This is a genomic window from Actinomadura xylanilytica, from assembly GCF_030283145.1.
GTDB classification, from domain to species: Bacteria; Actinomycetota; Actinomycetes; order Streptosporangiales; family Streptosporangiaceae; genus Spirillospora; species Spirillospora xylanilytica.
In genome coordinates, this window is sequence record NZ_JASNWE010000002.1 from 746624 (window position 1) to 759751 (window position 13128).

At 70.6% G+C, this 13128-nt stretch carries 15 protein-coding genes and 1 tRNA gene; 10 read left to right on the top strand and 6 right to left on the bottom strand.

The features are described 5' to 3' along the window. Nucleotides 1-60 precede the first annotated feature (60 nt). Nucleotides 61-372: a WhiB family transcriptional regulator gene (locus QP090_RS14485; protein ID WP_285939375.1), complete on the bottom strand. Its 312-nt coding sequence runs from the start codon at nucleotides 370-372 to the stop codon at nucleotides 61-63. 470 nt (nucleotides 373-842) lie between these two features. Here QP090_RS14485 and QP090_RS14490 point away from each other — a divergent pair, with 470 nt between their 5' ends. Further along, entirely contained in the window at nucleotides 843-3128 is a 2286-nt protein-coding gene (locus QP090_RS14490) for a penicillin-binding protein (RefSeq protein WP_285939376.1), read from the top strand. A 116-nt stretch (nucleotides 3129-3244) separates the two neighbouring features. Here the strand turns inward: QP090_RS14490 and QP090_RS14495 are convergent, their stop codons facing one another. Further along, nucleotides 3245-3700, bottom strand: a complete 456-nt coding sequence (locus QP090_RS14495) for a GatB/YqeY domain-containing protein (protein WP_285939377.1) — start codon at nucleotides 3698-3700, stop codon at nucleotides 3245-3247. Between the two features lie 117 nt (nucleotides 3701-3817). Between QP090_RS14495 and QP090_RS14500 the strand changes: the two genes are divergently transcribed. From QP090_RS14500 to QP090_RS14510, 3 genes are all read left to right on the top strand, one after another. After that, nucleotides 3818-4714 carry a metallophosphoesterase gene (locus QP090_RS14500; RefSeq protein WP_285939378.1) on the top strand — a complete coding sequence of 299 codons (897 nt, stop codon included), beginning with the start codon at nucleotides 3818-3820 and terminating at the stop codon, nucleotides 4712-4714. Beyond that, the gene (locus QP090_RS14505) at nucleotides 4711-5376 is read left to right on the top strand and encodes a class I SAM-dependent methyltransferase (protein ID WP_285939379.1); all 666 of its coding nucleotides are present in this window, start codon (nucleotides 4711-4713) and stop codon (nucleotides 5374-5376) included. Before QP090_RS14500 ends, QP090_RS14505 begins: the two co-directional genes overlap by 4 nt. A gap of 47 nt (nucleotides 5377-5423) precedes the next feature. Then, nucleotides 5424-5497, top strand: a tRNA-Pro gene (locus QP090_RS14510). A 156-nt stretch (nucleotides 5498-5653) separates the two neighbouring features. On the opposite strand, the gene QP090_RS14515 is transcribed toward QP090_RS14510, so the two are convergent. Beyond that, a complete protein-coding gene (locus QP090_RS14515) occupies nucleotides 5654-6055 on the bottom strand; it encodes a hypothetical protein (RefSeq protein ID WP_285939380.1) in 402 nt (133 codons plus the stop codon). A gap of 138 nt (nucleotides 6056-6193) precedes the next feature. Between QP090_RS14515 and QP090_RS14520 the strand changes: the two genes are divergently transcribed. Next, nucleotides 6194-6547, top strand: a complete 354-nt coding sequence (locus QP090_RS14520; RefSeq protein ID WP_285939382.1) for a hypothetical protein — start codon at nucleotides 6194-6196, stop codon at nucleotides 6545-6547. 236 nt (nucleotides 6548-6783) lie between these two features. Here QP090_RS14520 and QP090_RS14525 read toward each other — a convergent pair whose 3' ends face one another. Beyond that, complete coding sequence (locus tag QP090_RS14525) at nucleotides 6784-6957, bottom strand: OsmC family protein (RefSeq protein WP_285939383.1); 174 nt, start codon at nucleotides 6955-6957, stop codon at nucleotides 6784-6786. A gap of 175 nt (nucleotides 6958-7132) precedes the next feature. On the opposite strand from QP090_RS14525, the gene QP090_RS14530 reads away from it, so the two are divergent. Beyond that, nucleotides 7133-7312: a DUF1737 domain-containing protein gene (locus tag QP090_RS14530; RefSeq protein WP_285939384.1), complete on the top strand. Its 180-nt coding sequence runs from the start codon at nucleotides 7133-7135 to the stop codon at nucleotides 7310-7312. Nucleotides 7313-7429: 117 nt separating this feature from the next. On the opposite strand, the gene QP090_RS14535 is transcribed toward QP090_RS14530, so the two are convergent. After that, on the bottom strand, nucleotides 7430-8149 hold the full coding sequence (locus tag QP090_RS14535; protein ID WP_285939385.1) for a hypothetical protein: 720 nt from the start codon (nucleotides 8147-8149) through the stop codon (nucleotides 7430-7432). Nucleotides 8150-8833: 684 nt separating this feature from the next. On the opposite strand from QP090_RS14535, the gene QP090_RS14540 reads away from it, so the two are divergent. From QP090_RS14540 to QP090_RS14550, 3 genes are all read left to right on the top strand, one after another. After that, nucleotides 8834-9592, top strand: coding sequence for an ABC transporter ATP-binding protein (locus tag QP090_RS14540; protein ID WP_285939386.1), 759 nt, complete (start codon nucleotides 8834-8836; stop codon nucleotides 9590-9592). 11 nt (nucleotides 9593-9603) lie between these two features. Then, nucleotides 9604-11526: an FtsX-like permease family protein gene (locus QP090_RS14545; RefSeq protein WP_349666497.1), complete on the top strand. Its 1923-nt coding sequence runs from the start codon at nucleotides 9604-9606 to the stop codon at nucleotides 11524-11526. Between the two features lie 159 nt (nucleotides 11527-11685). Further along, nucleotides 11686-11850 (top strand): hypothetical protein, encoded by a 165-nt coding sequence (locus QP090_RS14550; RefSeq protein ID WP_285939389.1) that lies wholly within the window; start codon nucleotides 11686-11688, stop codon nucleotides 11848-11850. 165 nt (nucleotides 11851-12015) lie between these two features. Here QP090_RS14550 and QP090_RS14555 read toward each other — a convergent pair whose 3' ends face one another. Then, entirely contained in the window at nucleotides 12016-12237 is a 222-nt protein-coding gene (locus tag QP090_RS14555) for a hypothetical protein (RefSeq protein ID WP_285939390.1), read from the bottom strand. A 123-nt stretch (nucleotides 12238-12360) separates the two neighbouring features. Between QP090_RS14555 and QP090_RS14560 the strand changes: the two genes are divergently transcribed. After that, a complete protein-coding gene (locus QP090_RS14560; RefSeq protein WP_285939391.1) occupies nucleotides 12361-13122 on the top strand; it encodes a MerR family transcriptional regulator in 762 nt (253 codons plus the stop codon). Nucleotides 13123-13128 lie beyond the last annotated feature (6 nt).

The window sequence follows — 13128 nt, forward strand, 5'->3', positions numbered from 1 at the left end:
GCTCTTCGAACCTATGCCGGACGGGTCCACCTACGGACCCATGTCCGCCCGGAGCGCCGGTCAGCTGGCGACGAGTTCACTCTCGTCGACGTCGACCGACTTCTCATACTCCTCCTTGGCGGTCTCCAGCAGTTCGCGCCACGATTGCACGTCCGGCCGCCGCCGCAGCAGGGCTCGACGCTCCCGCTCGGTCATCCCGCCCCACACTCCGAACTCGATCCTGTTGTCGAGAGCGTCGGCGAGACACTCGGTCCGCACCGGGCAGCCACGACAGATGAGCTTGGCTCGGTTCTGTGCCGCCCCCTGCACGAACAGGGCATCTGGATCCGCGTTACGGCAGGCGGCGCGGGCGGTCCAATCCGTGATCCACATCTTGGCCCCACTCCCCTAGGGTCTGTGTCGATTTGCGCTCCTTGGCCATGACGGGCGCGGACGTCAGGCCGCCAAACGAAAGCCGTGGGGAAGAACTTACGGAAGCGAGGCACGATTCAACAGCCCCCGTTGGGCCCATTCTCGATATAGCCCACCGGGGCCATACCGCCGGAACGGACTAGTTACCTGTAGTTGACGGCCCAGACACCATGACGGTTGTCGTGAAGGGTACGGATCGGATGAATGTCCGTTCCAAGCACCCGCGGGCGCCGCCCGACCGGGTCCCGGCCGCGCCCCCGCCGTCACCCGATCGTGCCCTGACCTCGGCCGGAGCCGTGCGGACGACGTCCAGGCGACGGCCAGGCGGCATGCGGGCCGCGGTCAGACGGCAGGCCGATCACGGCAACAAGCGGAGGAACTACGACGAACCTGTCCCGAACGCACTGGTCGTCCCGCGTACCCTAGACCCCGTGCGCGATGCGAATGATGATCGGGGTAGGGCCTTCTCCACGCTGTTCCGGCTGCTGGGGGCAGGTGTCGTCGCGGGTGTGCTGGTCGCGTTCATCGCCTTGCCCGGCGTCGGGAGCGCGGGACTGACCGCGCGCGACGCCGCCAACAACTTCGAGAACATGGACAGCCGGATGAGCACCGCGTCGCCGTCCGAGCGGACGGTGGTGTACGACGCGAACGGCAAGCAGGTCGCCTCGTTCTTCGACAAGTACCGCGAGTCGGTGCGCCTCGACCAGATCGCGCCCATCATGCGGCAGGCGATCGTCGACATCGAGGACTCGCGGTTCTACCAGCACGGCGCGCTCGACATGAAGGGCACGGTCCGCGCGCTCGCCTCGAACGTGGAGTCCGAGCAGACGCAGGGCGGCTCGACCCTGACCCAGCAGTACGTGAAGAACATGCTGGTCGACAGCGCCACGACCGAGGCCGAGTACGCCGAGGTCACCGCCCCCACGGTCGGCCGCAAGCTCCGCGAGCTGCGCTACGCGCTCGACGTCGAGCAGCGGATGACCAAGGACGAGATCCTCCAGGGCTACCTCAACGTCGCCTACTTCAGCGCCGGCGCGTACGGCGTGCAGGCCGCCGCCAAGCGCTACTTCAGCAAGCCCGCCAACAAGCTCAACCTGGAGCAGGCCGCGCTGCTGGCCGGCATCACGCAGAACCCGACCGCGTTCGACCCGATCCGCAATCCCAAGGACGCGCGCCACCGCCGCGACGTCGTCATTTACCGGATGCTCCAGCTCGGGCACATCACCAAGAAGCAGGCCGACGACGCCGCCGCCAAGCCCATCGCGCTGAACCGCACCGACCCGGTCGGCGGCTGCGAGACCAGCGACGCGCCGTACTTCTGCGAGTACGTGAAGTACGACCTGCTCAACATCCTGTCCGACGGCAAGTACTGGTCGCTCAAGCCCAAGGAGCGCGAGAACGTCGTCAACAAGCTCAACCGGGGCGGCTACATCGTCCGCACCACGCTCGACATGAAGACCCAGAAGGCCGTCGACAGGTCGCTGCGCGGGCACGTCCCGCCGTCCGGCAACCGCGTCGGCGCCGAGGCGATGGTCGAGCCGGGCACCGGCAAGGTCCGCGCCCTCGGGGTGAGCAAGCGGTTCGGCCCGGGCAAGCGGCAGACCACCATCAACCTCGCCGCCGACTCCGCCCACGGCGGCGGCACGGGCGTGTCCGCGGGCTCGACGTTCAAGGTGTTCACCCTCGCCGCCGCCCTCAACCAGGGCGTCCCGGTCAGCACCTCGATCAACTCGCCGCAGACCATGGGCGTCTCCGGCTACCAGCCGTGCAAGTACACCGGCTTCTTCGACGGCAAGAAGTACGACAACGAGATGGCCGGCGGCGGCTCGTGGCCCTCGGTGTCCAACGCGGGCGACAGCGAGGCCGGCAACTTCAACCTGAAGACCGGCACCTGGCATTCGGTCAACACCTTCTACGCCCAGCTCGAGAAGCGGGTCGGCGTGTGCAACGCGGTGAAGATGGCCGAGAAGTTCGGCATGAAGCGCGCCGACGGCAATGCGCTGGCCCCCATCCCGTCCCAGGTCCTCGGCACCAACGACATCGACATGGTGCACCTGGCCGCCGCCTACGCCGGCTTCGCCGCCCGCGGCAAGTACTGCGCGCCCGTGTCGGTCACCGAGGTCACCGACCCCGACGGCAAGAAGCTCAAGCTGCCCAAGCAGGACTGCCACCAGGCCGTCGACGAGCCGGTCGCCGACAAGGTCAACTCGATCCTCCAGGGCGTGCTCACCCAGGGCACCGCCAAGGGCCGCGGCATCGGCCGCCCCGCCGCCGCCAAGACCGGCACCTGCGAGGAGCACACCTGCGCGGTCTTCGCCGGGCACACCCCCACCATGGCCGCGGCCACCGCCTACTGGGACTTCCGCGGCCCCTGGAAGTACAAGGTCTACGGCGTCTTCGGCGCCGACACCCCCGGCGCCATGTGGCAGCAGAGCATGCAGAGCGCGCTGGCCGGCACGCCCGCGTCCGGCTTCACCCGTCCCACCCAGGACTTCGGCGACACCACCAAGGTCCCCGACGTCAAGGGCAACTCCCTCGGCGCCGCCATGGCCAAGCTCAAGGGCGCCGACCTCCAGGTCAAGGTCTCCCCGCGCCAGGTCCCGTCCGACAAGCCCAAGGGCACGGTCGCGGGCACCTCGCCGGACGCGGGCACCGAGACCGGCCCCGGCACCACCGTGATCATCTTCCTGAGCAACGGGAAGAAGAACGGCGACTGATCCCGGCACCGCCCCTGGGGCGGCCGTCCCGCGGAAAGGGCCCGGCACCGGTTCGTACGAACCGGTGCCGGGCCCTTCTGCGGCCCGACTCGCTCCGGCGTCCGGAGCGGCAGTGCTCAGGCGCCGAGCTGGCGCTTGACCTCGGCGGCGACGCGACCCCCCTCGGCGCGGCCCGCGACCTTCGGGTTGACGGCCTTCATCACCTGGCCCATCGCGCGCGGCCCGGCCGCGCCCGTCTCGGCGATCGCGTCCGTCACCAACGCGGTCAGCTCCGCCTCGCCGAGCTGCGCGGGAAGGTACTCGTCGAGCACCACGCCCTCGTCCTTCTCGGCCTGGGCCTGCTCGGTCCGGCCGGCGTCGGCGAACGCGGTGGCCGCCTCACGGCGCTTCTTGGCCTCGCGCGCGAGCACCTTGACCACGTCGTCGTCGGACAGCTCGCGGGACCGCTTCCCCGAGACCTCCTCGGTCTTCACCGCGGTCAGGACCATGCGCAGCGTGCGGGTCCTCAGCTCGTCCCGGGCCTTCATCGCGGTCGAGAGGTCGGTCTCCAGTCTCTCCTTCAGGGCACTCATGGTCACATCATGCCCCTACGGGCCCTGCGGCCTCACCGGGATTACCCGCGATTCGGCCAGCGGCGCGCTTGTCTGGGAGCATGGGAGGCGTCCGAACAGTGTCCTGAAGGGAGAACCGTGCGGAAGATCTACTCCGTACCACTGGGCCTCGCGGGCGTCGGCGCCGCGACCTTCGGATACGCCTCGGTCATCGAGCGGAACTGGTTCCGGCTGCGCCGCTTCGAGGTGCCCGTGCTGCCCCCGGGGCGGCCGTCGGTGAAGATCCTTCACATCTCCGACGCGCACCTCACCCCGGGCCGGTCGCGCCTGATCCGCTGGGTCCGCTCGCTCGACGCGCTCGAACCCGACCTGGTCGTCAACACCGGCGACTCGCTCTCGCACCGCGACGCGATCGGCCCGTTCCTGGACGCCCTCGGCCCGCTGCTCGACCGTCCCGGCGCGTTCGTCTTCGGGTCCAACGACCTCTACTCGCCGCGCTTCAGGAATCCGCTCCGCTACGTCTGGCGCACCAGCAAGTCCGACTACACCAAGCGGCGCCGCGAGCCCGACCTGCCGTACCGCGAGCTCTCCTCGTCCCTCCAGGCCGCGGGCTGGCTCGACCTCAACAACCGGATCGGCCGCCTCAAGGTCGGCGACCTCGACGTCGAGTTCGGCGGCATCGACGACTCGCACATCAACCGCGACCGCTACGACAAGGTCGCGGGCCCGGTCGACCCGCAGGCCGACGTGCACCTCGGCGTGATGCACTCCCCCGAGCCGCGCAACCTCGACCGCTTCGCCGCCGACGGCTACGACCTCCTCCTCGCCGGCCACACCCACGGCGGCCAGGTCTGCGTGCCGTTCTACGGCGCCCTCGCCACCAACTGCGGCATCGACCGTCCCCGCGTGAAGGGCCTGCACCGCCACCAGGGCTCCTGGCTGCACGTCTCCGCCGGCCTCGGCACGTCCCCCACGGCCCCCATACGCTTCTGCTGCCCGCCCGAGGCGTCCCTGCTCACCCTCGTCCCCCGATGACCTCCCTCCGCGATCGCTGGAAGACCGAGCGGCTGCACGCCGTCTTCTACGATCGCGGAGTCCAGAACCGCCGCATCGCCAAGGCCGCCGGCCGCCTCATGTGGGGTTACGACACCGGCGGCCTGTGGCGGAGCATCGACCTGCTCGCCACCGCCCCCGCCGGCTGCACCGTCCTCGACGTGCCCTGCGGCGGCGGCATAGCCGTCCCCGCCGCCCGCCGCCTGCGGTACGTGGGCGCCGACCTCTCCCCCGTCATGCTGGACCGGGCCCGCCGCCACGGCCCCGTCACGCTCGTCCAGGCCGACGTCAACGCCCTCCCCTTCCCGGACGCGACCTTCGACCTCTGCGTCACCTACAACGGCCTGCACTGCCTCCCCGACCCGCCCGCGGCCGTGGCCGAGATGGCCAGGGTTCTCCGCCCGGGCGGCACCCTGCGAGGCAGCACCGTCACGCGAGGCTCGTCCCGCCGCCACGACGCCCTCATCGCCGTCATGCGCCGCCTCAACATGTTCGGCCCCTCGGGAACCCCCGCCGACCTGGCCGCCTGGCTGACCGGCGCCGGCCTCACCGACGTCCGGGTCACCCTCTCCGGCGCCATCGCCGACTTCACCGCCCGGCGCCCACCGGATATTAGGGACGCACCACTCCCCGGCATCCGCTAAAGTGGTCAAGGCGCCGGGAGCACGTACGACTCCCGGGCAGCCACCACCGGGGTGTAGCGCAGCTTGGTAGCGCGCTTCGTTCGGGACGAAGAGGTCGTGGGTTCGAATCCCGCCACCCCGACACCAGGTCAAAGGGCCCTTTCCTTCGCGGGAAGGGCCCTTTGCCTTGTCCGTACAGCAGCGAAGTACAGCAACGCCTACGAACCGAACTGCTCCCCGAGCTGCTTGAGCGCCCGCCGGGCCGTCTCATCCGAGACTTCGGTGTGGATCTCCATGGTCACACCGATCTCCGCGTGCCGCAGGATGCGCATGGCCACCCGAGGGCGACGTCGAGGGCGACGAGCAGGGTGGCGCAGGTCCGCGGGGTGTCATGGATCTTGACCCGCCGCACACCCGCCCTCTGGCACCGCACCTCGAAGCTCCGGTTGAAGTTGCGCGGGTCGACCGGGCCGCCGTTGTGGGTCGTGATGACGAGCCCCCTGTTGATCCACTTGCCTCCCGCAGCCTCCCTTGCGGCCTTCTGGCGCTCCTGTTGGAGCTGGAGATCGTTGGGGCGGATCCCCGGAAGAGGCAAGGTCGCGTCCGACGCCTCAGTCTTGGTCTGACGGTGCAGGAGTTCGCGCCGAACCCGCTGGAGTTGCCACTCCACATCGAGCGTCTGGCAGTCGAGATCGACCACCGACCGAGGTAGGCCGAGCGCCTTCCCCTTACGCAGCGGGCGGGCCGGCCATTGGAACGAACCTCCAAATGGGCATTGACAAACAATCACGGCCGACAGATGATCGGCTCATCCAGGATCCCCCGAAGGGAGCTCGAAATGCGAATGATGGGCAATCGAGTCCCGTCCATAGCGGCCGCCGCGATTACCGTGGTCGTGGCGCCCGTTGTGGTTGCCATTCCGAGCGCAGCGGCGAATGAGAAGGGCGCCGAAATCATGGCCGGATGCACGAACTGGACGCCGCATATCAGGGGAGTCATCTCCGGCACGGCCAAGGTGCACAGCAGCTATTCGGGGTCATCCCAGGTGATAGCCACGTGGAAGTACGGTCAGCTTTTCCGTGTCGACAAGCGTTGCGTGAACAGTTCCGGAAACCTGTGGTGGCACTCGGACTGCTGCACTGGCGTTAAAGGCTACATCTGGAACGACTATACAAAGGTCGCCGGAACCTGATGAATCAACAGGGCTCGCCTAGCGATCTGTGGCTGTAGGTCGCAGCCGCATTTCGGCTGGTGAGCCCTGGACTGGAGCGCCCGCTCACCGAGACCCGCGCCAACGGCGATAGACCGCGCTCGGCCACCGCTTGGACTGGGGCCTCGTCCACCGGCGGTCCAGTACGAGGTCGTAACGAAATCAGGTGACCGCCTTATGGTGTTCCAGTGTCACCGCGATGCTCACTTCGATGTCACTCACCCCAACTCCGCCAGCTCCATCCGAGCCGAGATGGTCATGCAGGAGGCCAACGCCGCCTCAAGCAGCTCGTGAGGCCGCAGGCCAACCGAGCCGCCCACCTCGTCCTTGACGGTGTCAGCCAACCCCGCGTTCTGCCCCGCGCGGAACTGGACCTGATACGGCGTCGTCAAATGCCTGTGCCTCCACTATGCCGAGCTCCTCTCGATCGTTCGGCAGGGGACGGGGATGGCGACGGCAGAACCCATCAAGGGCGCTTCGCGTTCCTTCGGAATCGGGCAAGCCCGCCCCTTGACGGACCCCGCTTCGCGGTCGGCGGGCGGCTGCGCCCGTCTCTAGACTTGCCGCATGCCCGACGCGAATGATCTCCCCAGGTACCGAGTTCTCACCGGCCCCGACGATGAGACTTTCTGCCGGAGGGTCAGCGAGACGCTGGACCTCGGTTACGAGCTGCACGGCTCGCCTTCGGTGACGTTCAACGGGGATCGCGTGATCGTGGCTCAGGCACTTGTTCGGCCGCAGCCCTGACGGACTCTGGTGTGCGTGCTCGAAGCGGGTGCTTCGTCGGGTGGGCGGTCGGAGCCGGCATGGAGGACGTCCACCGTGCCCCTCGGCGAGTACGGGTCGGCGTGGTGGGTCGCGTGTTCAGTCGGTGGTGGTGTGGTCCTGCACGTTCTCCATTCGGCCGTGCAGGACCTGCTCATTGATCTCCAGGTGGTTGATCAGGCGCAGGGCGGCGGCGACGGCGTTGCCGACGAGCTCGCTGGCGACCTCGCCGTATTCGACCTGGAGGACGCGTTCGTCGTCGGTCGCGTACTGCTGGTCCCGGCCGGCGGTGGCGTGGGCCAGGAAGGCGATGACGTGCAGTTTGGAGCACGGGACGGTGAGGGTCAGCAGTTCGCGTTCGGTGCGGTCGAGGCGCACGCCCTCGTCTTCGCCGCCGAACAGAAGTCCGTAGAGGACGTCCTTGGCCTCGCGGAGCAGGTCCTCGCCGCGCGGGGAGCGGTGGCAGGGGACGATGAGGTCGCCGCCCGGTTGGGGCGGGTCCAGCAGGTGGCCTTCCGCTTGGAGGACGCGACGGTCGTAGGCCCGGTACCGGCGGATGAAGGCCGGCAGGGTCTTCTCGGTGAGGCCGAGGCCGTGCAGACGGGCCGTGCGGGCGGCGCGTTCGCTGCCGGGCCCGGAGGGGCGCGGGACCTGGCAGGGAATCAGCGGTGCGGGATCGTGCTCCGGGAGCAGCGCGGTGAGGAGTTCCTCGACCAGCCAGTCGACGGACTGCTCGCGCAGTCGGCGCCGGACGCGTTCGCGCAGCTCGGCCGCCACCTCCCGCCGGATCTCAGCGACCATCCGTACGGCGTCGCCCATGTGCGCCCCCTCGCCCCCGTCCCCCGCCCGCGATCAAGACGAAGGAAACTCTTCGCAATGAGATGGTAACTCACCGTCAGGGACGGTCGGTTTTGGGCCTGGAGTACGTGATCAGGTCTCGTCGGATCGCACTTCGATCGGGCCATGGGGTTCGGCGCTGTCGGGTTGGTGAATCCGGGGCTTTGCAGGTGCCCTGGTGGACGGGAGGGATCGCCGGCCAGGGCACCCGCGTTCGCTCACGGCCAGCCCAGCCGTGAGCGAGTTCGGTCAGGTCGTGTGCACCGTCACGCCTGTCGATCGAGCTGCCTGAACGATGTTCTGGCCGGGCCGGGAGGGAAGAGGCCCGGCCAGGACATCGCGTTCGTCCACCGTCCTGGGTGCGGACCGCGAACGAGGTGTCCGGGGCGCTCGCCCGGGCCGCCGGCGACAGGGGGGCGAGGCGGCGCGGGCTTGTGGGGGTTCCCCGAACTCCTGAGACGCTATGAGCGGCGGTTATCAGGCGCCTATCGGCTGGATATCGCGTGGCGATGGGCGGCGGGTAGGGCTGGGCATACCCGCAGGATGGGGGGCCGCCGTGATGTCCGGGAGGCGCGGAACGGCTGGGATGGAGGTATGACTTCCACACTCTCTGGCGCCGACGACCGGCGGCCGGCCTTGACGTCCGCCGACCCTCACGGTGGGCCTGTGCCGCTCGTCCCGCGGGCGCGGCCGGAGCCGGTGGCGAACGCGGTGGACCTCGTCGAGGCGACCCGGCGGCACGGGGCGCCGGAGACGGCGGTGCGGGCGCTGGACGGCGTGACGATCAGCTTCCCCGCGGGCTCCTGGACGGCGGTGATGGGGCCGTCCGGCTCGGGCAAGTCGACGCTGCTGCATTGCGCGGCGGGCCTGGACCGGCTGACCTCGGGCCGGGTCCTGCTCGCCGGGCAGGAGATCACCGGGGCGCCCGACGCGGTGCTCACCGCACTCCGCCGCCGGACCATCGGCTTCGTCTTCCAGAGCTTCAACCTGATCGGCTCGCTGACCGCCGAGCAGAACGTCGCGCTGCCGCTCCGGCTGGCGGGACGGCGGCCGTCCCCCGAGGCCGTCCGGGAGGTGCTGACCAGCGTCGGCCTCGGAGAGCGGATGCGGCACCGTCCGCGCGAGATGTCCGGCGGGCAGCAGCAGCGGGTGGCGATCGCCCGCGCGATGGTGACCCGTCCGGCGGTGCTGTTCGCCGACGAGCCGACCGGGGCGCTGGACTCGGCGTCGGCCCGCATGGTCCTCACGCTGCTGCGGGGCATGGTGGACGCGGCGGGGCAGAGCATCGTGATGGTGACGCACGACCCGGCCGTGGCCGCCGGCGCCGACGCGGTGGTCTTCCTGTCCGACGGCCGCGTGGTCGACCGGCTGCTGCGCCCCTCGGCGCGCGAGGTCGCCGACCGGCTCGCCCGGCTGGAGGGCTGACCGTGCTGCTGATGTCGGCGCGGATGCTCCGCGAACGGTGGCGGCTGTTCGCCGGGGCGGTGCTGAGTGTGGCACTGGGCGTCGCGCTGGTGCAGTCGTCGCTGATGACGATGGCGTCCACCGCGGACTCGAAGGTCCCACCGGGCGTGTCCGGCCGCGCCGCGGAGGAGATCCGGGAGGGGTACGCCGGGGCCGCGACGCTGCTCGGGATGACGGTGATGCTGGCGGGGTTCCTCGCGGTCTTCATCGTCGGCTCCACGTTCACGTTCACCGTGGCGCAGCGGCGCCGCGACCTGGCGCTGTTCCGGATGCTCGGCGGGAGCCGGCCGCAGCTCGTCCGGCTGCTGCTGGGCGAGGCGCTGCTCCTCGGGCTGATCGGGACGGGACTCGGCATCGCGCTCGGGGTGCCCGGGACGTGGGCGCAGTCGTGGATGCTGGTCGCCCTCGGGATGCTCCCGGACGGCTTCTCGCCCTCCTGGACGAACGGGATCCTGCCCGTGTCGGCGGGACTCGGCCTCGGGGTGACGCTGGCCGGGGTGCTGGTGGCGTCGCTGCGCGCGGCGCGGGTGCGCCCGCTGGAGGCGCTGCGCGAGACGGGCGGAGCCGCGCGCGCCATGACCGTCACCCGCTGGCTGGTCGGGCTGTGCTTCCTGGTCCCGGCGGTGGTGCTGATCCCGGTGGGCCGGACCTCGGACGTGCTCGGCGCGATGCTGGTCGCGATGGCGGTGTCGATCTGGGGTTCGGTCGCGTTGAGCCAGCTCAGCCCGTTGATCGTCCCGCTGGTGGGGCGGCTGCTCGGGGTGGCGCTGCGGGCGGGCACGCTGGGCGGGCTCGCCGAGGCCAACCTCCGCGACGGGGTCCGGCGCAGCGCGTCCACCGCGGCGCCGCTGATCGTCCTGGTCTCGCTGGTGATCGGCCTGACCGGCACGCTGAGCTCGCTGGCCCGCGCCACCGGGATGGACGTCGAGCGGGTCACCGCGGGCGACCTCGTCGTCGCCTCCACCGGCGCGAACGCCGCGCGGATCGCCGCCGTCCCGGGCGTCGCGACCGCGTCGCCGCAGGTCTCGGTGGACATCTCGGTCACGGTCACGCACCACGCGGAGGGGCGCCAGGGGCGCCGCACGCACCACCTGGGAATCGTCACCGTGGACGGCCCGGCGTACGAGCGGACCCACCGTCCGGCCCCGCGCGCCGGGTCGTTCGACCGGCTGCACGGCCGTACGCTCGCCGTCGGCTCCGGCCTCGCCGCGGAGGGGATCCGGGTCGGTTCCAGGGCGACGGCGAAGATCGGCGGGACACGGCGGACGCTGCGGATCGTCGCGTCCGTCGCCCCGACGCTGGAGAACGGCAGCGAGAGCTTCCTGATCCCGCGCGAGCTGGTGCCGGCGTCGCTGACGGCGGGCGCGCCGGCCGAGACCGTGGTCCAGGTGGCGCCCGGCACGTCCGCCGGGGCGGTCGCGGACCGGATCCGCGCCGCCGGGATCGGCACGGTGCGCACCGTGCCGCAGTGGGCCGGCGACCGGGTCGCCGAGCAGCAGCGCGGCAACGACGGGATCATGATGGTGCTGATGGGGCTGGGCGGCCTCTACGCCGCCGTCGCCGTGATCAACGCGGTGGTGATCGCCGGTGCGGAGCGCCGAGCCGAGTTCGCCACCGCGCGGGTGTCCGGGCTGAGCCGCGCCCAGGTCGTGCGGACGGCGCTGGCCGAGGCGTGGGCGGTGACGACGATCGGGCTGCTGCTCGGCGGGCTGGTCGCGGCGGCGGCGCTGGCCGGGTTCGCCACCGGGCCTGGGCCGAACATCCTCGTCGTCCCGTGGGGCCTGCTCGCGCTCCTGGTCACGGGGTCCTACCTGGTGACCGGGCTGGCCAGTATGTGGACGACCGCGTCCGCGACCCGGACCGCGCCCGTCCTGCTGATCGCCGCCCGCGAATGACCCGCGAGGCCCGAGGACCTCGGCAGCCGGCGGAGACCCGCCTGGTGTAGCTGGCTACACCAGGAGTTCGGGAGAGTACGCCCATCCGCCCGGAGTCCGCCGATGGCACGGTTGAACACAGGTCAGAACGGACCGAGATTCCACCGAAAGGACCCCCTGATGAAGTCCCTCCTCGTCCTCGTCCTCATCGCCGCCATCGCCGTCAACGTCTCCACCAGCTTCGCCTTCGACGGCGCGTTGCAGATCATCGTCAGCGTCGGGACCGGCGTCATCGCGATCGGCTCGGCCGCCGGTCTCTTCCTGCTGCGCAACAAGGCGAGCTGACCGGGGCCGCACCTCAGGGTGCCCTCCTCCGACCCCTCACCTGAGCAAGTGCGCACGGCCATCGGCGAACGGCTCTGCGCGTGCGACGGCGATCACACGGTCTGCGCCGGTTCCGTGGCCCAGGAGGCGGGCGACCACCCCGACGCGTACGCCGCCCGGATGGGGTCAGTGCGACGAGTGGCGCTTGTGCTTCTTGTGCTTCTTCTGCTTCTTGTGCGTACCGGTCTCCCACTCGTAGCCCGGGGTCTTGTTCTTGCAGTACCTGTCGCTCACGACGGTGTCGCTCGCGTCGTGCTCGCACCAGCGTTGCTGCGAACACGCACTCGTTCCGAGCCCTGCGACCAGAACGGCGGACAACGCCAGGCCGACCGAACGCGCCTTGATCATGGGTGCCTCTTTCACGGCCGGGGGGAACCTGTGACCGGCCGAGGGTAGTCCACCGGGCGGCCGGAGCGGCACTTGGCCGGCAGCGATCCCGCCGCGCCGCCGGCGCAAACTATGCTGTCGGCCGTGAGCGATGACCCGGCCGACGAAACGCGGGAGCGCATGGGCGCACCCGGCCGCGAATACCGCATCGGCGAGCTCGCCCGCGCCGCCGACGTCCCGATCCGGACGCTCCGCTACTACCAGGAGCGCAAGCTGCTGCCCCCGCCGCGTCGCACCGGGCGGATCGGGCTGTACTCCGAGGACCATCTCGCCCGGCTGCGCATGATCGGGAACCTGCTGGAGCGCGGCCACACCCTGGAGGGCATCCGCGAGCTGCTGTCGGCGTGGGAGCAGGGCCGCGACATCGAGACGGTGCTCGGGGTGGAGAAGGCCGTCACCACTCCGTGGTCGAACGAGACGCCGGTGACGATGACGCTGGCCGAGCTGGCCGCGCTGTTCCCCGGCGAGGTCGGGCCCGAGTCCGTCGAGCAGGCCGTCGCCATGGGGCACATCGAGGTGGACGGCGACCGCGTGACGCACTGGAGCCGCCGCCAGCTGGAGGCGACGGTGACGCTGGTCCGTGTCGGCGTGCCGCTGACCGAGGTGCTGGCCGCCAGCGTCGAGCTCCAGCGCAGCATGGACGACCTGGCCGCCATGTTCGTCCAGCTCATCACCACGCATGTGGTGGAACGGATCGCCGGTCAGGACCTCGCCGAGCTCACCGACACGCTCGCCCGGCTCCGGCCGGGGGCCGAGGTGTCGGTCGAGGCGGGCTTCGCCCGCGCGATGGACCGCCAGGTCCACGCGGCGATCGACGAGGTGCTCGGCCGCCTCGGCTCCCCGTAGTCCTGC

Coding starts and splice junctions, on each gene's coding strand:
- QP090_RS14535 (WP_285939385.1), bottom strand. CDS start 8,149: ATGGGCGACGCCGTACGGATGGTCGCTGAGATCCGGCGGGAGGTGGCG.
- QP090_RS14505 (WP_285939379.1), top strand. CDS start 4,711: ATGACCTCCCTCCGCGATCGCTGGAAGACCGAGCGGCTGCACGCCGTC.
- QP090_RS14530 (WP_285939384.1), top strand. CDS start 7,133: ATGCCCGACGCGAATGATCTCCCCAGGTACCGAGTTCTCACCGGCCCC.
- QP090_RS14485 (WP_285939375.1), bottom strand. CDS start 372: ATGTGGATCACGGATTGGACCGCCCGCGCCGCCTGCCGTAACGCGGAT.
- QP090_RS14545 (WP_349666497.1), top strand. CDS start 9,604: ATGTCGGCGCGGATGCTCCGCGAACGGTGGCGGCTGTTCGCCGGGGCG.
- QP090_RS14495 (WP_285939377.1), bottom strand. CDS start 3,700: ATGAGTGCCCTGAAGGAGAGACTGGAGACCGACCTCTCGACCGCGATG.
- QP090_RS14555 (WP_285939390.1), bottom strand. CDS start 12,237: ATGATCAAGGCGCGTTCGGTCGGCCTGGCGTTGTCCGCCGTTCTGGTC.
- QP090_RS14520 (WP_285939382.1), top strand. CDS start 6,194: ATGCGAATGATGGGCAATCGAGTCCCGTCCATAGCGGCCGCCGCGATT.
- QP090_RS14550 (WP_285939389.1), top strand. CDS start 11,686: ATGAAGTCCCTCCTCGTCCTCGTCCTCATCGCCGCCATCGCCGTCAAC.